The organism is Gordonibacter sp. An230 (genome assembly GCF_002159915.1).
Classification (GTDB): domain Bacteria; phylum Actinomycetota; class Coriobacteriia; order Coriobacteriales; family Eggerthellaceae; genus Rubneribacter.
In genome coordinates, this window is record NZ_NFJP01000008.1 from 97,936 (window position 1) to 118,598 (window position 20,663).

Genomic DNA, 20,663 nt, shown 5'->3' on the forward strand with positions numbered 1-20,663 from the left:
AAGTTCCCGCGGATGTCGGGCGGTCGTCGGCTTTCGGGGGCGTGGCGTTGCCTCGTTTGCCTGTCGCGCTCGGTCATAAAGGGGCCGTCTGCCACAGCTTGTTTACCGCAGGGCGCGTCTATGATCCTGCGGGAAGGGTTTTGTGCTACGATTCGAGAGCGTCCATCCTTCGCCGGACGCGCGGGCGGGCCGCAGCGGCCTCCGCTCGCACGAGGCGGGGCGCGTTTCTGCAACCAAGCGGTTAAGGAGAAAAAGGTGACCGAAGAAGTCAAGCGAGTCTATGCGTTCGGCAAGGACGCCGAGGGCAACAACGTGACCGAAGGCAACACGAGCATGAAGGCGATCCTCGGCGGCAAGGGCGCCAACCTCGCCGAGATGGCCAATATCGGGCTGCCCGTGCCGCCCGGCTTCACCATCACGTGCCAGACCTGCATGGAGTACGCCAATGCGGGCAACACCTGGCCCGAGGGCGCGCTCGACACCATCCAGGCCTACCGCGAGGATCTCGAAGCTCGCATGGGCAAGAAGATCGGCGATGCCGAGGATCCCCTGCTCGTGTCCGTGCGCTCCGGCGCGCCGATGTCCATGCCCGGCATGATGGACACGGTGCTGAACCTGGGTCTGAACGACCAGTCCATCAACGGCCTGATCAAGCAGACCGGAAACCCCCGGTTCGCCTGGGACTCCTATCGTCGTTTCATCCAGATGTTCTCGAACGTGGTGATGGGCCTCGACGGCGACCTGTTCGAGAACGCCATCACCGCTATGAAGAACATGCGTGGCGCGGCTTCCGACACCGACCTCACCGCCGAGGACCTCACACAGCTCGTGTCCGAGTTCAAGAAGATCTTCTCCGAGAACGTCTCGGCCGACGAGCATCCTGCGCTCGTGGTCGACGGCGTCGTCCAGTTCCCTCAGGACCCGATGGCGCAGCTGAAGCTTGCCATCGAGGCCGTGTTCGGCAGCTGGAACAACCCGCGCGCCACGCTGTACCGCAAGCAGAACAAGATCGCCGACGATTTGGGCACCGCCGTCAACGTGCAGTCCATGGTGTTCGGCAACAAGGGCGACACCTCGGCCACGGGCGTGGCGTTCACGCGCAACCCCGCCAACGGCGAGAAGGAGTTCTACGGCGACTACCTGGTGAACGCCCAAGGCGAGGACGTCGTGGCCGGTATCCGCAACACCTCGCCGATCGCCGATCTGAAAAACGTCGCCGGTCTCGAGGAGGCCGGACGCGAGCTCGAGGAGGTGTTCGTCACCCTCGAGAACCACTTCCGCGACATGTGCGACATCGAGTTCACCATCGAACAGGGCAAGCTGTGGATGCTGCAGACCCGCGTGGGCAAGCGCACCGCGGCCGCCGCGCTGCACATCGCCATCGAGATGGAGAAGGAGGGCCTCATCTCCAAGGAGGAGGCCGTCATGCGCGTGGATCCCGAGCAGCTCGACCAGCTGTTGCACCCGCAGTTTGACAAGAACGCGAGCTACGACGTCATCGCCAAGGGCCTCAACGCCTCCCCGGGCGCCGCGGTGGGCGAGGCCGTGTTCTCGGCTGCCGATGCGGTGGCCTGCGCCGAGGCCGGTCGCAAGTGCGTGCTCGTGCGCTGGGAGACGAACCCCGACGACCTGGCCGGCATGATCGCCGCCGAGGGCATCCTCACCTCGCACGGCGGCAAGACGAGCCATGCGGCCGTCATCGCCCGCGGCATGGGCGCGCCGTGCGTCTGCGGCGTCGAGGCGCTCAAGATCGACGCGGAGCGCAAGCAGGCCGCCGTCACGGGCACCGACATCGTTATCCGCGAAGGGGATATGATCTCCATCGACGGCACCACCGGCACGGTCGTCCTGGGCGCGGTGGAGCTCGTGCTGCCGGAGATGACGGGCGATTTGGACACCATCCTCGAATGGGCCGACGAGTTCCGCGCGCTCGGCGTGCGGGCCAACGCCGACAATCCCGAGGACGCAGAGCTCTCGAGAAACTTCGGCGCCGAGGGAATCGGGCTCTGCCGTACCGAGCACATGTTCCTAGGTGATCGCAAGCAGATCATCCAGACGTTCATTCTGAACGAGGACGAGGTCGTGCGCGAGCGCGCTGTGGGCGAGCTGCTCGAGGCGCAGACAGGCGACTTCCTCGGCATGTTCCGCGCCATGGACGGGCTGCCGGTGATCGTGCGCCTGCTCGACCCGCCGCTGCACGAGTTCTTGGAGAGTCCGCGGGCGCTTGACGTGGAGATCGCGCGCTTGGAGGCCACGGGCGGCGACAAGGAAGAGATCGCCCGCAAACGCCTGCTCATGGAGCAGATCGACGGCATGAGCGAGGCGAACCCCATGCTGGGCTTGCGCGGCTGCCGCCTCGGCATCGTCTACCCCATTCTGCCGACGATGCAGGTGCGCGCCATCGCGACCGCCTGCGCCCAGCTCAAGAAGGAGGGCCTCGACCCCAAGCCCGAGATCATGATCCCGCTCGTGTCCGTGACGGCCGAGCTCGAGAAGCTGCGCCGTGTGGCCGAGGATGTCATCGCCCAGGTGGCCTCCGAGGAGGGAGTGGAGCTCGACATCCCGGTGGGCACGATGATCGAGCTGCCACGCGCCGCTGTGACGGCCGACGAGATCGCCACGCAGGCCGACTTCTTCAGCTTCGGCACGAACGATCTCACGCAGACGACGTTCGGCTTCAGCCGTGACGACGTGGAGGCCGAGTTCGTTCCACAGTACTTGGCGGAGCGACTGCTGCCGTACAACCCCTTCGCCACCATCGACCCGGGCGTGGCGAAGCTCGTGAAGATGGGCGTCGAGCTGGGGCACGAGGGCAATCCCGATCTCGTGTGCGGCGTGTGCGGCGAGCACGGCGGCGATCCCGATTCGGTGAAGACGTTCCACAAGATCGGGCTCGACTATGTCAGCTGCTCTCCGTATCGCGTGCCGCTCGCGCGCTTGGCCGCTGGCCAGGCGGCGCTCGCCGAGAAGATGGGCGACGGGCGCGACAAGTAACCGCATTCCCGACCGTTTCCGACCAAAGGGTCCGCAACTCTGCGGACCCTTTTTGCAGGCCTTCATCCTCCGTGCCGATGAAGCCGCAAGGCAAGGGCGCTTCTCGCCCGCTGGATCGGGGGATCTCGGAACGCGAGGCCGGAGGCCTTCGTTTCGCGAGCTTGGAGACCGTGGAAGGATCGGGCCTCCGGTCGCGTCGACGGAATTCGCCTGGCTTCCTCAGTTTTCGCCCTGCGGGCTCGATCCGCGCCCGGCACGGTTGATCGCAGGCCGTCAAACGCCTACCTCCCCCTGAAGACTACCCGTTCGGGTGATGCGCGCCGATATCGAAGCCCCTATGCTTGCAGCGAGGAAAGGAGGGGCCGATGCAGGTGTTTCCGCGCGCGTGCGTCTGCGTGCTCGCGGCGGGGGAGTCGAAGCGCATGGGTTCGTGCAAGCTGCTCGCGCCGTTCGCAGGCTCGACGCTGCTCGAGCGGGCGCTCAAAGCGGCTGTCGGATGCGCAGCCGAGGAGGCCGTGGCGGTGACGGGCGCGTACCGGGACGATATGGCGGACGCGATTGCGCGCGCCGACGTTCGCGAGGCCTACAACCCATCGTGGAGAAGCGGGCAGTCGACCTCGGTGCGCACGGCGGCGCGCTTCACCGCGGCGCACGGCTACGACCTGCTGCTGGTCATGGTGGCCGACCAGCCCTACGTGGAGGCGGAGCACCTCGACGCGCTGCTGCGCGCGTACGCGGCGGGCGGCGTGCATGCGTGCGTCACGCAGGATGCGCTTCGCCGCGGCAACCCCTGCCTGTTTGATCGGGCGTGCTTCCCCCTGATCGAGGAGCTGGACGGCGACGAGGGGGCGCGCTCGATGCTGCGTGCGCATCCGGAGATTGCCGTGCGCGCCGTGCCGGCGGACGCGCGCGTGCTCGACGACGTGGACACGCCCGACGAGCTCGCCCGCATCGAGGAGGCGATCCTCGATGGACGCTAGGCCCGCGGCGGACGCGACGCCGCTCGACCGCGCGCAGTTCCCCGTGCTCGAGCGCCGCATCGGGCGCGGCGGCGACCGCCCGCTCGTCTACCTTGACAGCGCGGCCACCTCCCTCGTGCCGCTGCGCGTGACCGAAGCCGTGACGCGCTTCCTCCATACGAGTTGCGCCAACATCCATCGCGGCGCGCACATGCTGGCAGAGGAGGCCACCGACGCCTACGAGTGCGCCCGGGAGCACCTCGCGGCCCATCTGGGCGTGGACGATCCGGCGCGCGTCGTGTTCACGCACGGCGCCACCGAGTCGCTCAACCTGGCGGCGCTCGGCTGGGCGGAGCATGCGCTCGGCCCGGGCGACGTCGTGGCCGTGGCCGAGGACAACCATCACGCCAACATCGTGTGCTGGCAGATGCTGGCCGAGCGGCGCGGCGTCGAGATCGCCTGGATACCCGTCGATGCGGACGGACAGCTCGACTACGGTGAGTGGTGCCGCATCGCCGAGCGCGGCCCCAAGCTGGCAGCGCTGGCGCAGCAGTCGAACGTCGTCGGCTGGGAGCAGCCCGACCTGGCCCGCATCTTGGACGACGCGCGCCTGGCGGGGGCCTTCACGGCGCTCGACGGCGCCCAGGCGGCTGTCCACGGGCCGGTGGACCTGGCCGCGCTGCCCGTCGATTTTTACGCGCTGTCGGCGCACAAGATGATGGGGCTCACCGGCATCGGCGCGCTCGCATGCTCGCCCCGGGCGTTCGAGCGCATGCGGCCCGTTTTCGGAGGGGGCGGGATGGTGGCGCAGGTGGACGCGTGCGGCTACGTGCCCGCTTGCGGCCCGCAGGGCTTCGAGGCGGGCACGCCCGCCATCGCCGCGGCGGTTGCCTGGAACGAGGCGCTGCGCATGCTGGAGGAGGCGGGCATGGAAAGGGTGCGTCGCCACGTGGCCGCATTGGCTTTACGCGCGCAACGCGGGCTGAGCGAGCTACCGGGCGTGCGCGTGCTGGGCGGGCCGACTCCCGCCAGCGCCTCGCTCGTGAGCTTCACGGTGGACGACGTGCACCCCCATGACGCGAGCGCAGCCCTCGATGCGGAGGGCGTGCTCGTGCGCGCCGGGCACCACTGCGCCAAGCCGCTCCATGCGGCCCTCGGCGCGCGGGCCAGCGTGCGCGCCAGCTTCGCGGGCTACTCGAACGATGAGGACGTGGACGCGCTGCTGAGCGCCGTGGCGCGTCTCGTCGAGCGGAGGGCGTGAGGGCCGTGCGCATCGACGACGGGAGGATAGTGGAACGCGCCGCGCATCCGACGCGCAAGGGCTTCTCGGGAGCCTACGACGCGAAGGGGGAGGGCGACAACCCGTTCTGCGGCGACGCCCTCGAAGTGCGCGTGGCCCTCGAGCGCCGCGACGGCGGCATGGCGGTCGCCCGCGCGGCGTTCGACGGCTACGCCTGCACGCTGTGCACGGCGTGCGCCGATGCGCTCATGGAGCGCGTGGAGGGGATGCGCGTCAGCGAAGCCGAGGCACTTGCCTTCGAAGACGTGCTGGGGCTGTGGGAGGGGCTCGAGGTCGGACGCACCCGGCGGGGATGCGTCGAGCTGCCCCTCATCGTGCTGAAGCGGGCGCTCGCTTTGCTACAATAGGGGCGCAAGCGTCAGGGCGCGAGACGACGGGGGAATCAGCGTGCGCGAGGGGAAAGCTGAAAGAGGCAAAGGCGGGGTCGTCCTGCCTTCGAAGGTGGGCGTTCCGACGGTGCCGTCGACCATCGTCGATCGGCCCGCGTTGCGCGAGAAGCTGTCGCAGACCCTGACGCGGCCGGTGACGTCGGTGGTGTCGGCGGCGGGCTACGGGAAGACCACCGCGATCGCCTCATGGGTCGTCTCGCTTTCCGATCTGCCGGCTGCTTGGTATCGCATCGAGGCCGAGGATGCGCCGCTCGAGCGCTTCTGGCTGCATCTCACGACTGCCCTGCGTGCGGCAGACGAGCGCATCTGCCTGGCCCTCGACGACGTGAGGCTGGAAGACGGCTTCGCCGACATGCGGCCTATCGTCGACTCCCTCCTGCTCCAGATGGAAGAGTTCGCGGATGCGTTCGTCTGCGTTTTGGACGACTTCCATGAAGTCCAGGAGGACGATGAGGTGCGCGAGAGCGTGCGCTACCTGCTTCGCCACCTGCCTGGCAACGCCCACTTCGTCATCGCTTCCCGACGACCCCTCCTGTTCCCGACGGCCAAGATGAAAGTGGTTGGCGAGCTGGGGGAGTTGACCGAGGCCGACCTGCGGTTCTCGTTCGAGGAAACGCGGGCCCTGTTCGCGCAAAAAGGCGTTCATCCGACGAACGACGAAGTGGAGACGATCCGCAAGACGACGCAAGGGTGGGCGACCGGCGACAAGCTCGTAGCCCTTTTGTGCGGCGGTGGATCGCAGGCGGGTCTGGACCAGGCGCTCGAGCAAGCCCAGCGCGGCATGAGCGAGTACCTGTTCGAGGAGGTGTTCTCGGTGCTCGACGAGGACACTCGGCGCTTCCTGGTGCGCACGTCGGCGGTGGAGTCGTTCTGCTTGCCGCTGGCTGAGCGCATCACGGGCCTCCCGCGCGCCGAGGTTGCCGAGCATACGGCCTATCTCGTTGCGAACGATCTGTTTATCGAGCGGTTCGAGCGTCAGCAGGGCGAAGATTGGTTCCGCTACCATCGCCTCCTGAACGACATGCTGCATGATCGCTTGCGCGCGCTGGAGCCTGAGGAGCTCGCGCGCGTGAAGCGCGCGGCGGGCGATTGGTACGAGGAGAACGGTTTTCTCGACGCCGCGGTCGAGGTATCGGCCGAACTGGGCGACGTCGAGCGTGTGAGCCGGATCATCATGGAGAACTGGCTGGCATTGTACATGGACGACAGTCATCACGTGCTCGTGCGCTGGGCGGCGTGTCTTCCCGAGGGGGAGATCGAAAAGCGTCCTGGCTTGTGCGCGGTTCTCAGCATGCCGTATGCGCTCAGAGGGTGGTTCGAAAGAGCTGAGCAGCTTTTGAGCCGGGCTGTCGGGCTTCTGCGCGACGAAGAGGATCCCTTGTCCTCGCTCTGCCTCGTCCAGAAGGCCTACCTCGCTTCGTTCAAGGGCCGTCGCGACGAGATGCGGTCGTGCGCGGAAGAGGCTCTCGCCCACCTTCCGGAGCGGGAGTTCTATCTGAGGGGGATGATGCTTCAAATACGGGCATCGTCGTTCGATGCCGAGCCCCTTAAGGCGAAGGCCTCGTTCGAGCGGGCCGTTGAGCTCCAACGAGGCTGCAACAACGCCAACCTCTCGTGCTCGGCGTACTGCAATCTCTCCCGCGTATGCGCCAACCTGGGGTATCTGCAGGAAGCCGACTACTACGCCGATCTCGCGTTCGGGTTGTACGACGAGCGCGAGCGGCGCTACAAGCCCATGCTGGCCTACGCGTACTTGACGAAGATGATTGCGGCCTACGAGCGCGGTTCGTTCGAGGAGGCCCTCGAACTGCACGGCAAGTTCGCAGAGCTTTCTGCGGAAGGATTGGTCGAGAGCTGCGTTGCGGAGGCGGCTACCGTGAAGGCGAAAGCGCTTTTCCGGCTCGGGCGCCCTGAGGCCGATCAGGTGTTTTTCCGTGCTCTCGACCAAGACGAGCTCGGCGCGCTTTCGGGATTTCCGCCGCTCGATTTCGTTCGAGCGTATTGCACGGCTTTTCGGACCAAGGCGCTCGAACGCTGCGCGCTGCCGGCCGAGGATTCCCAGACGACGGTGTTTCATGCGATGCTCGATTTCCATCTCGCGCCCGAGCGGTACGAGGAGGCGTGCGCGGGCATCGATGCCATCGACGGTGCCGAGCGCCTTGCTCGCGTTCACGGCTTGGCGGTTGCGGCTGCGTTCTCGGACAAGACGGCCCGTCCCGCTCGCGCCCTCGTGTACCTTGAAGAGGCCGTTCGTTCGGCGCGTGAGTTCGGCCTCGGCGAGGCGCTTGCACAGAACGCAGCCTACCTGCGCCCGGCGGCCAAGCGTTTGGCGCCCGCGCTGCACGATCCGCGGCTGGCGGCCTATGTCGAGGCCCTTCTCCGCCCGAAGGAGCGAGCGGCGTCCTCGTCGCTCACCGAACGCGAGCTCGACGTCATGCGCTGCGTTGCATCGGGGGCGACGGTGGCCCAGACAGCCGAGCGCCTGTTCGTGTCGCGTGACACCGTCAAAAAGCATTTGGCGAATGCGTACGCGAAGCTCGGCGTGCACTCGAAGATGCAGGCGGTTGCCGTGCTGCGCGACGAAGGGGTCATCTGACCTTCGTTTCACCCTTCTTCTCACCCATGCGGGTAATGTTCTGCGTTCGAAGCGCCGGGTATCGTTTGAGGCGTGGAAAACCGGAAACGAGAAGAAGGGACCTGTATGGCGCAAAAGGTTTCACGCCGCGACTTCTTCAAAGTCGGCGGCATGGCCGGCGTCGCCGCCAGCGCGGTCGGCCTGGGGATCGGTTCGATCCTCGGCGCTCCGGCCGAAGCGCGCGCCGAGACGATCACCGTCACCGATTTCGTGTACACCTGCCCGCTATGCGGCCGGCAGACCACGGATTACGATGCGCTCGTCAAGCACTTCGAGGAGGAGCATCCCGAAGCGGCGGTGCCGGAGTGCGCGACGCTCGCCATCAACGGCACGGAGTTCAAGGTGCAGGTGGAGCCTCACTGGACGCTGCGCGAGACGCTGCTGAAAGCGGTCGGGCTCACCGGCAATGCGAAGGAGATGTGCGATCGCGGCGGTTGCGGGTCGTGCACGGTGCTCATCGACGGCGTGCCGGCGCTCTCGTGCACGACGCTGGCCGTGGAATGCCAGGGCAAGCAGATCGAGACGTCCGAGGGCATCGCTGCCGACGAGAGATGGCGCCCGCTCGTGGAAGCCTACGCGAAGCACGACGCCGCGCAGTGCGGCTACTGCACCCCTGGCCAGTTCACCGTGGCCAAGTACATTATCGAGAAGTACGGCCAGCCCACCGAGGAGCAGATACGCGCGGAGCTTTCCGGCAACATCTGCCGGTGTGGAACCTACTCTCGCCACGTGCAGGCCATTCAGGAGGCCGCGGCCGCGATCGAGGGAGGCAACTGATGGGCGAGACCAGCACGTGGGTTCCCGAAGGAACCAACCAGGACCGCGAGGACTTCAAGGTAGTGGGAACCTGGGGCCATCCCGGCCGCCAGTCGTGGGACATGGTGTCGGGGGCGGCCAAGTACCCCACCGACCTGTGGATGGAGGGCACGCTCACCGCGATGGCATTGCGCTGCCCCTACGGGCATGCCAAGGTCAAGAGCCTCGACGTGTCGGAGGCCGAGAAGATCGAGGGCGTGAAGCTCGTGCTCACCTATGAGGACGAAGAGCTTGCCAGCATGCCCAAGTACCGTCCGTCCTACTACGAGTTCGGCGGCAGCCCTCTTCTGGGCGACGAGGCCGAGTTCGAAGGCGACGAGGTGGGCGCCGTCGTCGTGGCCCTCAACGAGGAGATCTGCAAGAAGGCCCTTTCCGCGATCAAGGTCGAGTGGGAGGTCCTGCCATTCGTTCTCGATGCGCGCGAGGCCGCCAAGCCCGGCGCGCCCATCCTGCGCCCCGAGATGAACCCCGACTCCAACATGACCGGCAACACGTTCGGGGCCGCGGTGCAGTGGGAGCAGGGGTGCGTCGAGGACGGCTTCAAGGAGGCCGACCATATCGAGGTGATCAACTACGGGCGTCCCATGTGGAGCCAGTTCAGGCCCATGCCGCCCGCGTACTTCTCCTACTGGGCGAACGATCCTTGGGGCAACCCCGATGGCGAGAAGATGTGCTATGTCACGAACCATGCGCACTTCCCCTCGAACGGCCCCATCGTGTCGGCCTTCATGGGCGCTGGATCGTACGCGGACAAGTACCGCGCGCTCTCGCCGTACATGGCCGCCCGGTACTGCGACTTCGTCGAGAAGCGCGGCGCGCAGTTCGCTCCGGTGCTGTCGAAGCGCTTGGGGGGCGTTCCGGTGCGCTACGTGCAGAGCCGCCGCGAGTCGTTCGACGCGGCCGTCCCGCAAACCTACCTCACTGTGCGCATCGGCTTCAAAGACGATGGCACGCTGGTGGCCGTGCAGTCGAAGAACGTGCACCAGACGGGCGCGCGCGGCGGTTACGGCGACAAGACGCACGGGCATCTGGTGCTGCCGCCGAACGCGCAGGGTTTCAAGCAGACGGTCAGCCCCAACATCTACTCCGAGATGGCCTACTACGTGACGAACGGCGCCTGCACCACCGCTGATCCCGGGCAGCCGAACTACGAGCCGGTCAACCTGGCCTTCGCGCGCATCGCCGACAGCTTGGGGATGGACGTCTCCGAGGTCATCATGAAGAACGTCAAAGTGACCGAGCCGTCGCTGTCCGCGTGCATGGCCGCTGCCAAGGAGGCGTTCGACTGGGAGGGCAAGTGGCACCTCGCAGGGGAGCGCACGCTCGAAGACGGCCGCCTGCACGGCGTGGCATGCCGTTACGGAGCGTCGCAGACCTGGGGCATGATATCGTACAACATCAACCTGCGCATGGGTGTCGACGGCAAGATCTACCTGCCTTACGCCGAGGCGCTCATCGGCACGTACTGGCCCGACGCCGTGCAGCTGGTGGTGGCTGAGGAGATGGGCATGAAGCCTGAGGACGTCATCGTCTACTATGCGCCCAACTACAACAACTGGCAGCAGGGCGACGCGGCTGATAGAGGCGCCACCTGCACGTGGGCTGCGAAGGAGGCGGCCGTGCTGCTGAAGGCCCAGATACTCGAGACGGGCTCCTCCCTTCTGGGCGCCTCCGTTGACGAGGTCGATCTGGTCGACTCCATGATCACCCTCAAATCCGACCCTTCCAAGCAAGTCTCGCTCGTCGGCATCGGGCAGCTCGCCGTCGGCTATTGCGGCAAGCCGAAAGTTCCGTTCCAAAACGACGTCATCCGCACGATGAACGTGGACATGTGCGAGGTTGCGGTCGATCCCGAGACAGGGCTCGTCGAGATCATCGACTACGTCGTGGCCCACGACTTCGGCAAGGTCATCCGCCCCTCATCGGCGCTCGGCCAGATCGAGAACGCCGTCACCATGAACTCGGGCCGCGCCTTGCGCGAGGAGCTGGTCTGGGATGCGGACACCGGCGTGCTGCTGAACGGGACCATGTACGACTACAAGGTGCCCACGTCGCTTGACCAGCCGAAGTTCGAACCGGTTGCTGTGGAAACCCGTTGCGGCGGCGGCGCGTACGGCTCGACCGGCGTGGCTCATGCGCATGCGAACCCTGGCCTGGTGGGTCTGGCCATCCAGAATGCGACAGGCGGCGACTTCATCGAGATGCTGCCGTACACGCCCGACAAAGTGCTGGCCGCCTTGGGCAAGATCGGCCGGTAGGAGGACAACCATGAGGCATTTCAAGCATATGCAGGCCTCCTCGGCCAACGAGGCGGCTTCGGTGATCGGAAAAGGCAATGCGCTGGTCATGGCTGGCGGCACGGATCTCTTGGGAACGTTGAAGGACGAGATCCTTCCAACGTATCCCGAGACGGTCGTCGACCTCAAAGCGATCCCCGGCATGGACGGCATCTCGGAAGACGGCGACGACGTGGTCATCGGGGCGCTTGCGAAGCTTGCCGACGTGGCCGAGAGCGAGACGGTGCGCGCCAACTGCTCGGCATTGGCCGAAGCGTGCGCCCGCGCAGCGTCGCCCACGATCCGGCACATGGGCACCATCGGGGGCAACGTGTGCCAGATGCACCGCTGCTGGTACTTCCGCGTCCCCGACGACCGGTTCCATTGCCGACGCAAGGGCGGTGACTATTGTCCCGCGCGCATCGGAGACAACCGTTACCACTCCATCTTCGGCGACCAGGACGGCTGCTTCGCGTCCAGCTCCCACGACACCGCGCCCGCGCTCGTGGCGCTCGGCGCCGTCGTCAAGACCACGAAACGCGAGGTGCCCGCAGAAGAGTTCTTCAAGGCCAACGGCGTTCGCTCGAACGTTCTGGAAGACGGCGAGGTCGTCACGGAGATCCGCGTGCCGAAAGCGCAGAAGAGCGCGTTTCAGAAGTTCGCCTTGCGCAAGTCCATCGACTTCCCCGTGGCGAATTGCGCGGCGGCGCGCCTGGCCGACGGCTCGGTGCGCGTGGCCCTGGGCGGCGTGTATCCGGCTCCGGTGCGCTCCGCATCCGCCGAGGCTGAGGTCGTAGGCGGCATCGGCGAGTCTTCGGCCGCGAAGGCGGGCGATGCTGCGGTGGTCGATTGCAGGCCGCTGTCGAACAACGAGTACAAGGTCGAGATAGCCCGCACGCTCGTGAAGCGCACCTTGCTCGAGCTTGCCGACTGACGCGGAAGGAGGGAGCGCGATCATGGCTGTCCGGCATGCGTGCGCAACCGCCGCCGACGAAGCGGACGGATTCCGCGGTTCGTGGCGGGAGGCGTACGTCGAGCTCGCGCGCTTCGTGGGAGGGCGCGGGGATATCAGGATCGACGAGATGGGCCTGTCGGTGCCGGGCGCGTTGCGCGGCGAGTTCTACGGACTGGTCGAGCGCGTGCAGGAGCGTCTAGCGCGCGAGGTGCTGGGCGCGCGGCTCGAGTTGGCGCGCGAGACGGCGAAGCGCGCTGCTGCCATGCGGGGGCGGCTGGTCGAGATGAGCGGGCTGAGGGCCTATCGCGTCGCTCCCACGCTGGAGAGGTTCTTGAAGGATGCGGAGGCGACGCTCGCGAAGCCCGCGTTCGCGCTCGTGCTCGACGCGCTCCAGCGGGGCGAGGAGCCCGACGGCCTTGAAGAGCGCGCCCGTCTCGAACTCGTGCCGTTCTGCGCTTCGATGCGGCGCAACGCCTACGAGGCGTGGGTCTATTTCGGCGTGGTGGCGGCGCTCGGGCCGAGAAGGTTCTGGGCGGCCGCCTCGGTCGATGCCGAGGACGTTCGCGCCATGGAAACCGACGAAGTGGGCGCGGGCTTCCAGGTCGCCTCTCCCGAGCGGCGCATACCAGAGGCCGCCTTCGAGACGGCGGACGGGCGCGTGTTCGCCCTCAAGATGGAGGCGGCGCGCGAGCTGGACTACTACGGCGTGAAGATCGAGCGGAGGCGCGACACGTCCGCCGGCGGGAACACCGAGGGCCTCGTCGCGCATCGGGTGCTGCTGCTGTACCGGCTCGGCTCGGTGGAAGAGCTGGGCGTGGTGGTCGATCGACAGAAGCGTTGGCAGGTGCCCAACGATCTGATGGTGGAGGTGCTCGAGCCGGCCGACCTGTCTCGCCCGGCGCATACGAGCTCGTTCGTGGCCCGGATCAATGCGGCGCGCTCGCAGCGGCCCGTTCAAGCAGTCACCTTCGACGAAGAAGGAGCTTTTCCCGATGGGATGCTCGACGATCCTACGGTGGCGCCCGTCGAGCGGCGCGTCGTCGGGTTCGACGAGAACCGGTTGAGCCGGATCGCCGCCTTGCTCGGCGAATGACAACATCGAACGAATGGAGGAAGGAATGGACAAAGCGAAGGGAAGGCGCGCGATGCGCGCGAGCGCGCTCGCTTCCGCGATCGTGCTCGTTCTCGCGCTGGCTTCGTGCGCTCCGAACGGGGCGTCGACCGTCGACGAGGGCGCCTCGGCCGGCAACGACACGGCGGTGAAGGGGGAGTACACGCCCTACGATCCTGCAAAGGAGGCCGAGCTCACGGCCGGCAAGGCCATCGAGGGCTCCGATGAGGAGAAGCTGCAGCAGGAGCGCATCGCGGGAGGCGCGGTGGACACGACCATCAAGTCGCAGAACCTCGAGCCTCTCGAAGGCATCGTCGATGGTTCGGAAGGGTCTTACGTTCCTCGTTACGGGATGGAGGATCAGGCTCCGGCCATGGGCCACGACGGTGATCGCACCGAGTGCCTCAGCTGCCATGAAGGGGAAGGGACCTCGGTTCGCATGCCGGCGAGCCACGAGGATGCGGGCCTCGGGAACGAAGAGTGCGCCTCTTGCCATGAGGCGGAATAGCAGCGCGCTTTGCCCGGCGGAAGGCGCCTCGACGGGCCTCGGGCCTCGGTGAATCGGGATTCTGGAGGAGGAACGAGCATGCGAGAAGTGGCTGAAGACGTGTTGCGGTGGCTTTCGGAGGGCGAAGCCGTGGCGCTTGCGCAGGTGGTGAGGACGTGGGGATCGTCTCCGAGGCTGCCGGGCTCCGTCATGGCCGTGAGCGGCAGCGGGCGGATCGCGGGGTCGGTGTCGGGTGGATGCATCGAGGCCGCGGTCGCCCGGATCGCGGTCGAGAGCCTAGAGGCCGGCCGGGGGTCGCTCGAGGAGTTCCGCGCGTCCACGGCGTCCGCCCGTCAAGCGGGGCTTTCGTGCGGCGGGAGCGTCGAAGTGCTCGTGTCCCCGCTCGATCCGGGGCTGTTCCACGTCGAGGCGGAGCTTGCCCGGACGGAGTGCGAATACGTTCGGGCGAGCGTCCTGCGGGATTGCGGCGACGCGCCGACGGGGACGTCGTTTATCGTCGCCGCGGAGACGGATGCCGAAGAGGCGCTCGATCGTTGCGGCGACGGGGGGATCGGGCTCGCCCATGTTCCGGGCGAGGGGCTCTGCGTCCTTATGCGCTCGTGCGGGGAGGCGACGTCCGCGTTGGAGGAGGCGGCCGTCGCGGTGACCCGGAAGGCGGCGGAGCGGCCACGCTTCGAGGAGTCGGGCGTGGTCGAGCATGGTGGATCGCCGTGGTTCTTCGTTCGGCGGTCCCCCCAGCCGCAGCTCGTGTGCGTCGGCGGCGTGCACATAGCCATCCACCTGTGCCGCATGGCGAAGGCCCTCGGGTACCGCACCGTCGTCGTCGACCCGCGGCGCGTGTTCGCCACCGCCGAGCGCTTCCCGTTCGTGGACGAGCTTGTGCACGCTTGGCCTCAGGAGGCGTTCGGCCGCGTACGCCTCACCGAGCGGACGGCGCTGTGCGCGCTCACCCACGATCCGAAGATCGACGTGCCCGCGCTTGCGAGCGGGCTCGAGTCGCAGGCGTTCTACCTCGGATCGCTCGGACGGCCTTCGACCCAGCTTTCGCGAGCGCGCCAGCTCGCCGCGCTCGGATACGGGGAGTCGGCCCTTGCGCGCGTGTTCGGCCCCATCGGGCTCGATCTGAAGGGGCGCGAGCCTGCCGAGATCGCGCTCTCCATCATGGCCGAGATCACGGCGGTGCGCCACGGCGGCCAGATTCCGATGTCCACCATGGAGGAAACGGCGCGCAGGGAGGCAGCCTGCTCCGAAGCGGCGCTAAAATAGGATCTGCGGCGATCTCGGAGCGTGGCGAGCTTGCCGGGATCGCGATATCCGTCCCGGGAACGCTGCGCGCTTGCGGTCGCCTGGGAGCGCGGAGGCCGCGCTGCGCATGCCGCCCCTTCCTTGAAGCCTCGAGAAGCCCTACAATGGAGGAGGGCGCCGATCCTTGCCGGGAGTCGCTCTTTGCAGCTGGCCATCGACGAAAGGGACTGTTCGTGACGTTTGCCCTCCACCTCGACAACCTGCCGCGCACCATCGAGCTCGTCCGGGCCGCCGATGGCGCGGCAGAGCTCGTCTATGTCGACCAGCGCCTGCTGCCGGGCAGGCTCGCGTTCTCGCGGACGCGCGATTGGCGCGCGGTCGTGGACGCCGTGAGGTCGCTTTCGGTGCGCGGCGCCCCCGCCATCGGCGCGGCGGGGGCTGCGGCAGTGGCGCTGTGGGCCCAGGCGCGCGCATCGTCGCGCGCAGACGGCTCCTACCTCGCTGAGCTCGAGCGCGTGTGCGCCCAAGTGGCCTCGGCGCGCCCCACGGCGGTGAACCTCTCCTGGGGCGTGAGGCGCATAGAGCGCGCGGCGCGGGAGCGCGTGCGCGCTGGAGGAGGGGCCGGGGAGGTGGCCGCGGACCTCTTCGACGCCGTAAAGGCCCTCGAGGCCGAAGACGAGGCTGCGAACCGCTCCATCGGCGCGCACGGTGCGGCGCTGCTGCCGGAAGGCGCGCGCGTTCTCACGCACTGCAACGCCGGAAGCCTCGCCACCGTGTTCTTCGGCACGGCTCTCGGCGTCGTGTACGCCGCTGCCGCGCAGGGCAAGGTCGCTCGCGTGTACGCCGATGAGACGCGTCCGGTGGGCCAGGGTGCGCGTCTCACCGCCTGGGAGCTGGCGCGCGCGGGCGTTCCCGTCACGCTTATCTGCGACAACATGGCGGCGAGCCTCATGGCTGAAGGCGAGGTGGACGCCGTGGTGGTGGGAGCCGACCGCATCGCGGCCAACGGCGATGTGGCCAACAAGATCGGCACGTACGGTGTGGCCGTGCTCGCTCGCCATCATGGCATTCCGTTCTACGTGGCCGCGCCCGAATCGACCATCGACCGTTCCGTTCCCGACGGCTCGCGCATCCCTATCGAGGAGCGGGATCCTGCCGAGGTGGCCGATCCCCTGCCCGGCGTGGAGGTGTGGAACCCCGCCTTCGACGTCACGCCGGCCGAACTCGTCACGCGCATCGTCACCGAGAAGGGGGCATTGCGCCCTTCGGAACTGCTATACTGATTCCTGTCGTCGGTCGGGCGGTTCGCAAGCCGCTGGACGGCTTAGGGCCGAGGGTGACAGGAGGGACGCCATGCTCATCGTCCAACGCGAGGATCAGGAGCGTCGCGAGCACGCGACGCTGTCGGACGACGCTGCGTTCTCCGACGAGGGCGAGGGCCGCGACCGTTCGGTCGAGCCCGACCGTCTGCGCACGGACTATCAGCGCGACCGCGATAAGATACTGCACACGAAATCGTTTCGCCGCCTGTCTCACAAAACGCAGGTGTTCTTGGCCGTTGAAGGAGATCATTTTCGCACGCGCCTCACGCACACGTTGGAGGTGGCGCAGATCGCGCGCACCATCGCGCGGGCGCTCGGCCTCAACGAGGATCTGACCGAGGCCGTCTCGCTCGGTCACGATCTGGGGCACACTCCGTTCGGCCACACCGGCGAGAGCGCGCTGTCCGGATGCCTGGCACGCCACAGGGGCATCGACCCGGCGAGCCCCGAAGCCGATGCGCTGTACCGTCACAACGAGCAGAGCCTGCGCGTGGTGGAGCGCATCGAGAACGGAGGCCGGGGCCTCAACCTCACCCCCGAGGTGCGCGACGGCATCGTGAACCATACGGGCGATCTGCGCGCCGAGACGTTGGAGGGCCGCATCGTGGCCACAGCCGACCGCATCGCGTACGTGAACCACGACATTGACGACGCCATCCGTGCCGGCATCCTCTCCGAAGCCGACCTGCCCGCCTCCACGCACGCCGTGCTCGGCCCCGATCATTCGTCGCGCATCGAGCGGCTCGTCACCGACATGGTGGAGACGTCGGCTGCCTGCGACGACATCCGCATGAGCGCGGGCGTGTGGGAGGCCATGATGGAGCTGAGATCGTTTCTGTTCGAGCGCGTCTACACCTGCGACGCGGTGATGGCGGAGGTGGCGAAGGCGACGCACCTCATCGACGACCTGTTCGACCATTACGTGGCGCATGTGGAGGAGGTTCCCGAGGAGTACAGAGGGATATCCGAAGGCGACGATCTGCGCGCTGTCACCGATTTCATTGCCGGGATGACGGACCGCTACGCCAAGAACCTCTACCAACGGCTGTTCATCCCTTCGGCTTCCCACCGATAACGCGCGCGCGGCGGGCGGTTCTCCGCGGCGCGCCCGGCACGGGCAGCAGCGCCCCCGCGAGCGCGGCAGGCGCCATGAAGGGCAGGCTTTGCGCGGGGAAGCACAGAAGCATGACGAGCAGCGCCATCGCCGGCTTGCGGGTGAAGCCGGCGATGAGCGCCGTCGAGGTCGCGGCCGCGCAGAGCATCGCGTCCGCCCCGGTGACCGCGGCGATGCCGAACCCCGTGCTCACACCGCAGAAGATGAGCGGGAAGAAGGGGCCTCCGTTCCATCCGAGGTTGAGGCACAGCGCGACGAACACCGTTTTGACGACTCCCGTCGCCAGGAGAATCGCGGCCGGCGTGTCCGTCCACTGTCTAGCCAGATCGGCGGCCTGCTCGGTTCCCGGGAACAGCACGTAGGGCAGCGCGAGGGCGGTCGCGCCGAGCGCGAGACCGCAGAGCGTCGGCTTGAGCACGGGGTGCCCTCCGAGCGTGCGGGAGAGGCGCCCGGCAAGGCGCGTCGCGAGGGCGTAGAGCGCGGCGAGCGCCCATCCTGCCACGGCGAGCGGAACCGTCCAGGCGACCGCCTCCCAGGTGAGCGAGGCTGCGCCGAAGCGGGGCAAGGGAATGCCGCCGTCGAAGAGCGCGGAAAAGGCGGCGGCGCCGGCTGCTCCGCCGACGGCACCGAGCGCGTAGAGGGGCACCTTCTGCGCGCGGGAGAGCGGGCCGTCCAGTCCGCTCGCTTTGCGCAGCGCCACGCCCACCCATGTGCAACCTGCGGCGGCGAAGCCCGTGAGCCCCGCCTCCGGTCCCACCGAGCCTCCGAACGCGATGGGCAGGAGGAACGACACCGAGGCCGGCGCGACGCGACCGACCGAATACCCGCCCTTCGCGCGCGTATCGGCCATCACCTTCTCAAGCGGTTTCGGCGCGCTGTCGAACCGCGCGTTCCATAGCCCGATGAGGACGCCTCCCAACGTGCACGCGAGAAGCGGGAACGCCGGCAGGTCGAGCGCGTTGCCGATGCCGTCCCATACGAGGTCGGAGAGCAGATACGATGCGCTCAAAAGCGCCCAGATGCAAAACCCCGTGCCCGCTCCGAGCGACAGCGCGAGCGCACCGAGCGCGCATGCCCGCGCCGTTCCGAGGCGCGGCTTCCTCGCGCTTCGAGGAACGCCCTTTCCCGCGTCCGCGTTGCCTGCGTGCTCGTTCCCAGCTGCCCGCCGCGCGCGCTTCTCGCTTCCGGGTCCGCCGTTCTCCTGTTGCATGGCTCCTCCTTTCGCTATCTTCCAAAAGGCGGTCTGCGCGGCAGTCTAGCTCTTGCGCCCCGCGCGCAACGCGGGTTTCGAGACGATATTGCTCAGGCGCACAAAACTTGTATAATCGGGTGGTCATGCTTCCAGGAGACCGCATCGAACAATCGCTCAAGGCGGCGCTGCCCATCATGTTGGGCTACGTCGCCATCGGCGTGCCCTGCGGCATCCTGTCGGCCTCCATAGGCCTTGACGCCCTGCAGGCGTTTCTGCTCTCGGCGCTGTTCTACTCGGGCGCGGGCCAGTTCATGATCCCGAACATGTGGATCGCAGGGGCGCCTCTGGCCTCCATCATCGCGAGCGTTTCGTTGGTTAACACGCGCCAGATGCTGTACTCGGCCGCCTTCGCCCCGGCGTGCAGGGGGGTGCGCAAGCGACTGGCGTTTCTGTTTGCGGCCACGGTGACCGACGAGAGCTACGGCGTGAACGTGGCGAAGTTCTCCGAGGGAGGGTGGTCGGTCGGTCGCGCCACGGCAGTGAACCTGCTGTCGCAAAGCTCTTGGGCGCTCTCGAACGTCGCGGGCGTGCTGGTGGGCAACGCCGTGGGCGTGCCTTTGGCCATCGCGTCGTTTGCCATGACCTCCATCTTCATCTGCCTGCTCGTGACGCAGAAGCCCTCTGCGGCCAACCTGGTGGCGGCCGTGACGGCCGTGCTCGGCGTGGTCGCTTGCAAGGCGGCGGGCTTGTCGGGGCCGGCCATCCTCGTGGGCGCGCTCGCCGGCGTGGCGGCTGCGCTTGCGTTCAGCTGGGCGGGAAGGAGGGGTTGATGGGCTCGATGGCCTGGGGCGACTTCCTCGTTGCGCTCGTGTGCTGCGGGGCAACGATGCTCTTATGCCGTGTGGTTCCCCTGTTCGCGCTCAAGGGCAGGAACCTGCCGGAGGGCGTCGAGCGCGCGCTCGGATTCATCCCGCCCGCCGCGTTCGCCGCGCTCGTGGCGAACGATCTGCTCTCCCCGGGAATGTTCGACGCTGGCCTGTGGCCGGCCGCCGCGCCGCTTGTCGCTGCCGGAGTGGTGGCGCTTGTGGCGTGGAGGACCAAATCGCTTCTGTGGTGCGCCGTGTCGGGAGTGGCCGCATACGCTCTGCTCACGCTCCTGTAGGGCGACCCTTCGGCTCGACCGCGATGCGTCGGACGCAAATGCGTCCCTACGGTGGCCGACGGCGCGGTCGCCCGTTGCCCGAGAGCGCTCGTCTGTGAAGATGGAGGAAAGGTTAGGTTTCTCCCTTGCAGTGGGCGCGGGCAGGCGTTATACTGTCCAATCGTGTCTTTACGAGACAACATGCACGAGATTCATTGAACATATAAGAAGGAACGAAACATGGATATCATTCGCGCCATCGAGCAGCAGCAGATCAAGCAGGACGTCCCCGAGTTCGACGTGGGGGACAACGTCAAGGTGCATTACCGCATCACCGAGGGCAATCGCGAGCGTATCCAGGTGTTCCAGGGCGATGTCATTCGTCGCCAAGGCGCTTCGAGCCGCGAGACGTTCACCGTTCGCAAGATCAGCTTCTCCATCGGCGTGGAGCGCACCTTCCCCGTGCATTCCCCGAAGATCGAAAAGATCGAGGTCGTGCGCAAGGGCGATGTGCGCCGCGCGAAGCTCTACTACCTCCGCGACAAGGTGGGCAAGGCCGCCAAGATCAAGGAGAAGGCCTATCGTTAGGCTTCTGCCGCACGGGCTTTCAGGCCCCGCGTCCGAAACGGGCGCGGGGCCTTTTTGGCGTTTTGACGGGATCTGGTATCATGGGCGTTCGAAACGGAGCGCGACGAGGACTTGGGGG

The 20,663-nt window shown here is 67.3% G+C and carries 17 protein-coding genes; 16 read left to right on the forward strand and 1 reads right to left on the reverse strand.

Annotation, left to right across the window (positions count from 1 at the left end; all coding sequences use genetic code 11):
* The first annotated feature begins 255 nt into the window (after positions 1–255).
* From ppdK to B5F40_RS06045, 13 genes are all read left to right on the forward strand, one after another.
* Entirely contained in the window at positions 256–2,994 is a 2,739-nt protein-coding gene (gene ppdK, locus B5F40_RS05985) for a pyruvate, phosphate dikinase (RefSeq protein WP_087193467.1), read from the forward strand.
* Between the two features lie 365 nt (positions 2,995–3,359).
* Positions 3,360–3,974, forward strand: a complete 615-nt coding sequence (locus B5F40_RS05990) for a nucleotidyltransferase family protein (protein WP_087193468.1) — start codon at positions 3,360–3,362, stop codon at positions 3,972–3,974.
* A complete protein-coding gene (locus B5F40_RS05995) occupies positions 3,964–5,214 on the forward strand; it encodes an aminotransferase class V-fold PLP-dependent enzyme (protein WP_087193469.1) in 1,251 nt (416 codons plus the stop codon). The genes B5F40_RS05990 and B5F40_RS05995 overlap by 11 nt, the downstream gene beginning before the upstream one ends.
* Complete coding sequence (locus B5F40_RS06000; protein WP_087193470.1) at positions 5,211–5,600, forward strand: iron-sulfur cluster assembly scaffold protein; 390 nt, start codon at positions 5,211–5,213, stop codon at positions 5,598–5,600. Before B5F40_RS05995 ends, B5F40_RS06000 begins: the two co-directional genes overlap by 4 nt.
* Positions 5,601–5,640: 40 nt before the next feature.
* Positions 5,641–8,238 (forward strand): LuxR C-terminal-related transcriptional regulator, encoded by a 2,598-nt coding sequence (locus tag B5F40_RS06005; protein WP_087193471.1) that lies wholly within the window; start codon positions 5,641–5,643, stop codon positions 8,236–8,238.
* A 105-nt stretch (positions 8,239–8,343) separates the two neighbouring features.
* Positions 8,344–9,054, forward strand: a complete 711-nt coding sequence (locus B5F40_RS06010) for a (2Fe-2S)-binding protein (protein ID WP_140396433.1) — start codon at positions 8,344–8,346, stop codon at positions 9,052–9,054.
* Positions 9,054–11,351, forward strand: a complete 2,298-nt coding sequence (locus B5F40_RS06015) for a xanthine dehydrogenase family protein molybdopterin-binding subunit (protein WP_087193472.1) — start codon at positions 9,054–9,056, stop codon at positions 11,349–11,351. The genes B5F40_RS06010 and B5F40_RS06015 overlap by 1 nt, the downstream gene beginning before the upstream one ends.
* Before the next feature lie 10 nt (positions 11,352–11,361).
* A complete protein-coding gene (locus B5F40_RS06020) occupies positions 11,362–12,303 on the forward strand; it encodes an FAD binding domain-containing protein (RefSeq protein WP_162610909.1) in 942 nt (313 codons plus the stop codon).
* Positions 12,304–12,325: 22 nt separating this feature from the next.
* Positions 12,326–13,417 (forward strand): hypothetical protein, encoded by a 1,092-nt coding sequence (locus B5F40_RS06025; RefSeq protein ID WP_087193474.1) that lies wholly within the window; start codon positions 12,326–12,328, stop codon positions 13,415–13,417.
* Positions 13,418–13,442: 25 nt separating this feature from the next.
* Positions 13,443–13,943, forward strand: coding sequence for a hypothetical protein (locus B5F40_RS06030; RefSeq protein WP_087193475.1), 501 nt, complete (start codon positions 13,443–13,445; stop codon positions 13,941–13,943).
* A gap of 78 nt (positions 13,944–14,021) precedes the next feature.
* Positions 14,022–15,209 (forward strand): XdhC family protein, encoded by a 1,188-nt coding sequence (locus B5F40_RS06035; protein ID WP_087193476.1) that lies wholly within the window; start codon positions 14,022–14,024, stop codon positions 15,207–15,209.
* Between the two features lie 212 nt (positions 15,210–15,421).
* Entirely contained in the window at positions 15,422–16,471 is a 1,050-nt protein-coding gene (gene mtnA, locus B5F40_RS06040) for an S-methyl-5-thioribose-1-phosphate isomerase (RefSeq protein ID WP_140396434.1), read from the forward strand.
* A 70-nt stretch (positions 16,472–16,541) separates the two neighbouring features.
* Positions 16,542–17,585 (forward strand): deoxyguanosinetriphosphate triphosphohydrolase, encoded by a 1,044-nt coding sequence (locus tag B5F40_RS06045; protein ID WP_087193478.1) that lies wholly within the window; start codon positions 16,542–16,544, stop codon positions 17,583–17,585.
* On the opposite strand, the gene B5F40_RS06050 is transcribed toward B5F40_RS06045, so the two are convergent.
* Positions 17,560–18,834 carry a chloride channel protein gene (locus B5F40_RS06050; RefSeq protein WP_087193479.1) on the reverse strand — a complete coding sequence of 425 codons (1,275 nt, stop codon included), beginning with the start codon at positions 18,832–18,834 and terminating at the stop codon, positions 17,560–17,562. The genes B5F40_RS06045 and B5F40_RS06050 overlap by 26 nt on opposite strands.
* 125 nt (positions 18,835–18,959) lie before the next feature.
* On the opposite strand from B5F40_RS06050, the gene B5F40_RS06055 reads away from it, so the two are divergent.
* From B5F40_RS06055 to rplS, 3 genes are all read left to right on the forward strand, one after another.
* Positions 18,960–19,646, forward strand: a complete 687-nt coding sequence (locus B5F40_RS06055; RefSeq protein WP_087193505.1) for an AzlC family ABC transporter permease — start codon at positions 18,960–18,962, stop codon at positions 19,644–19,646.
* On the forward strand, positions 19,646–19,978 hold the full coding sequence (locus B5F40_RS06060; RefSeq protein ID WP_087193480.1) for an AzlD domain-containing protein: 333 nt from the start codon (positions 19,646–19,648) through the stop codon (positions 19,976–19,978). Before B5F40_RS06055 ends, B5F40_RS06060 begins: the two co-directional genes overlap by 1 nt.
* 219 nt (positions 19,979–20,197) lie before the next feature.
* Positions 20,198–20,545: a 50S ribosomal protein L19 gene (gene rplS / locus B5F40_RS06065; RefSeq protein ID WP_087193481.1), complete on the forward strand. Its 348-nt coding sequence runs from the start codon at positions 20,198–20,200 to the stop codon at positions 20,543–20,545.
* Positions 20,546–20,663: the final 118 nt, after the last annotated feature.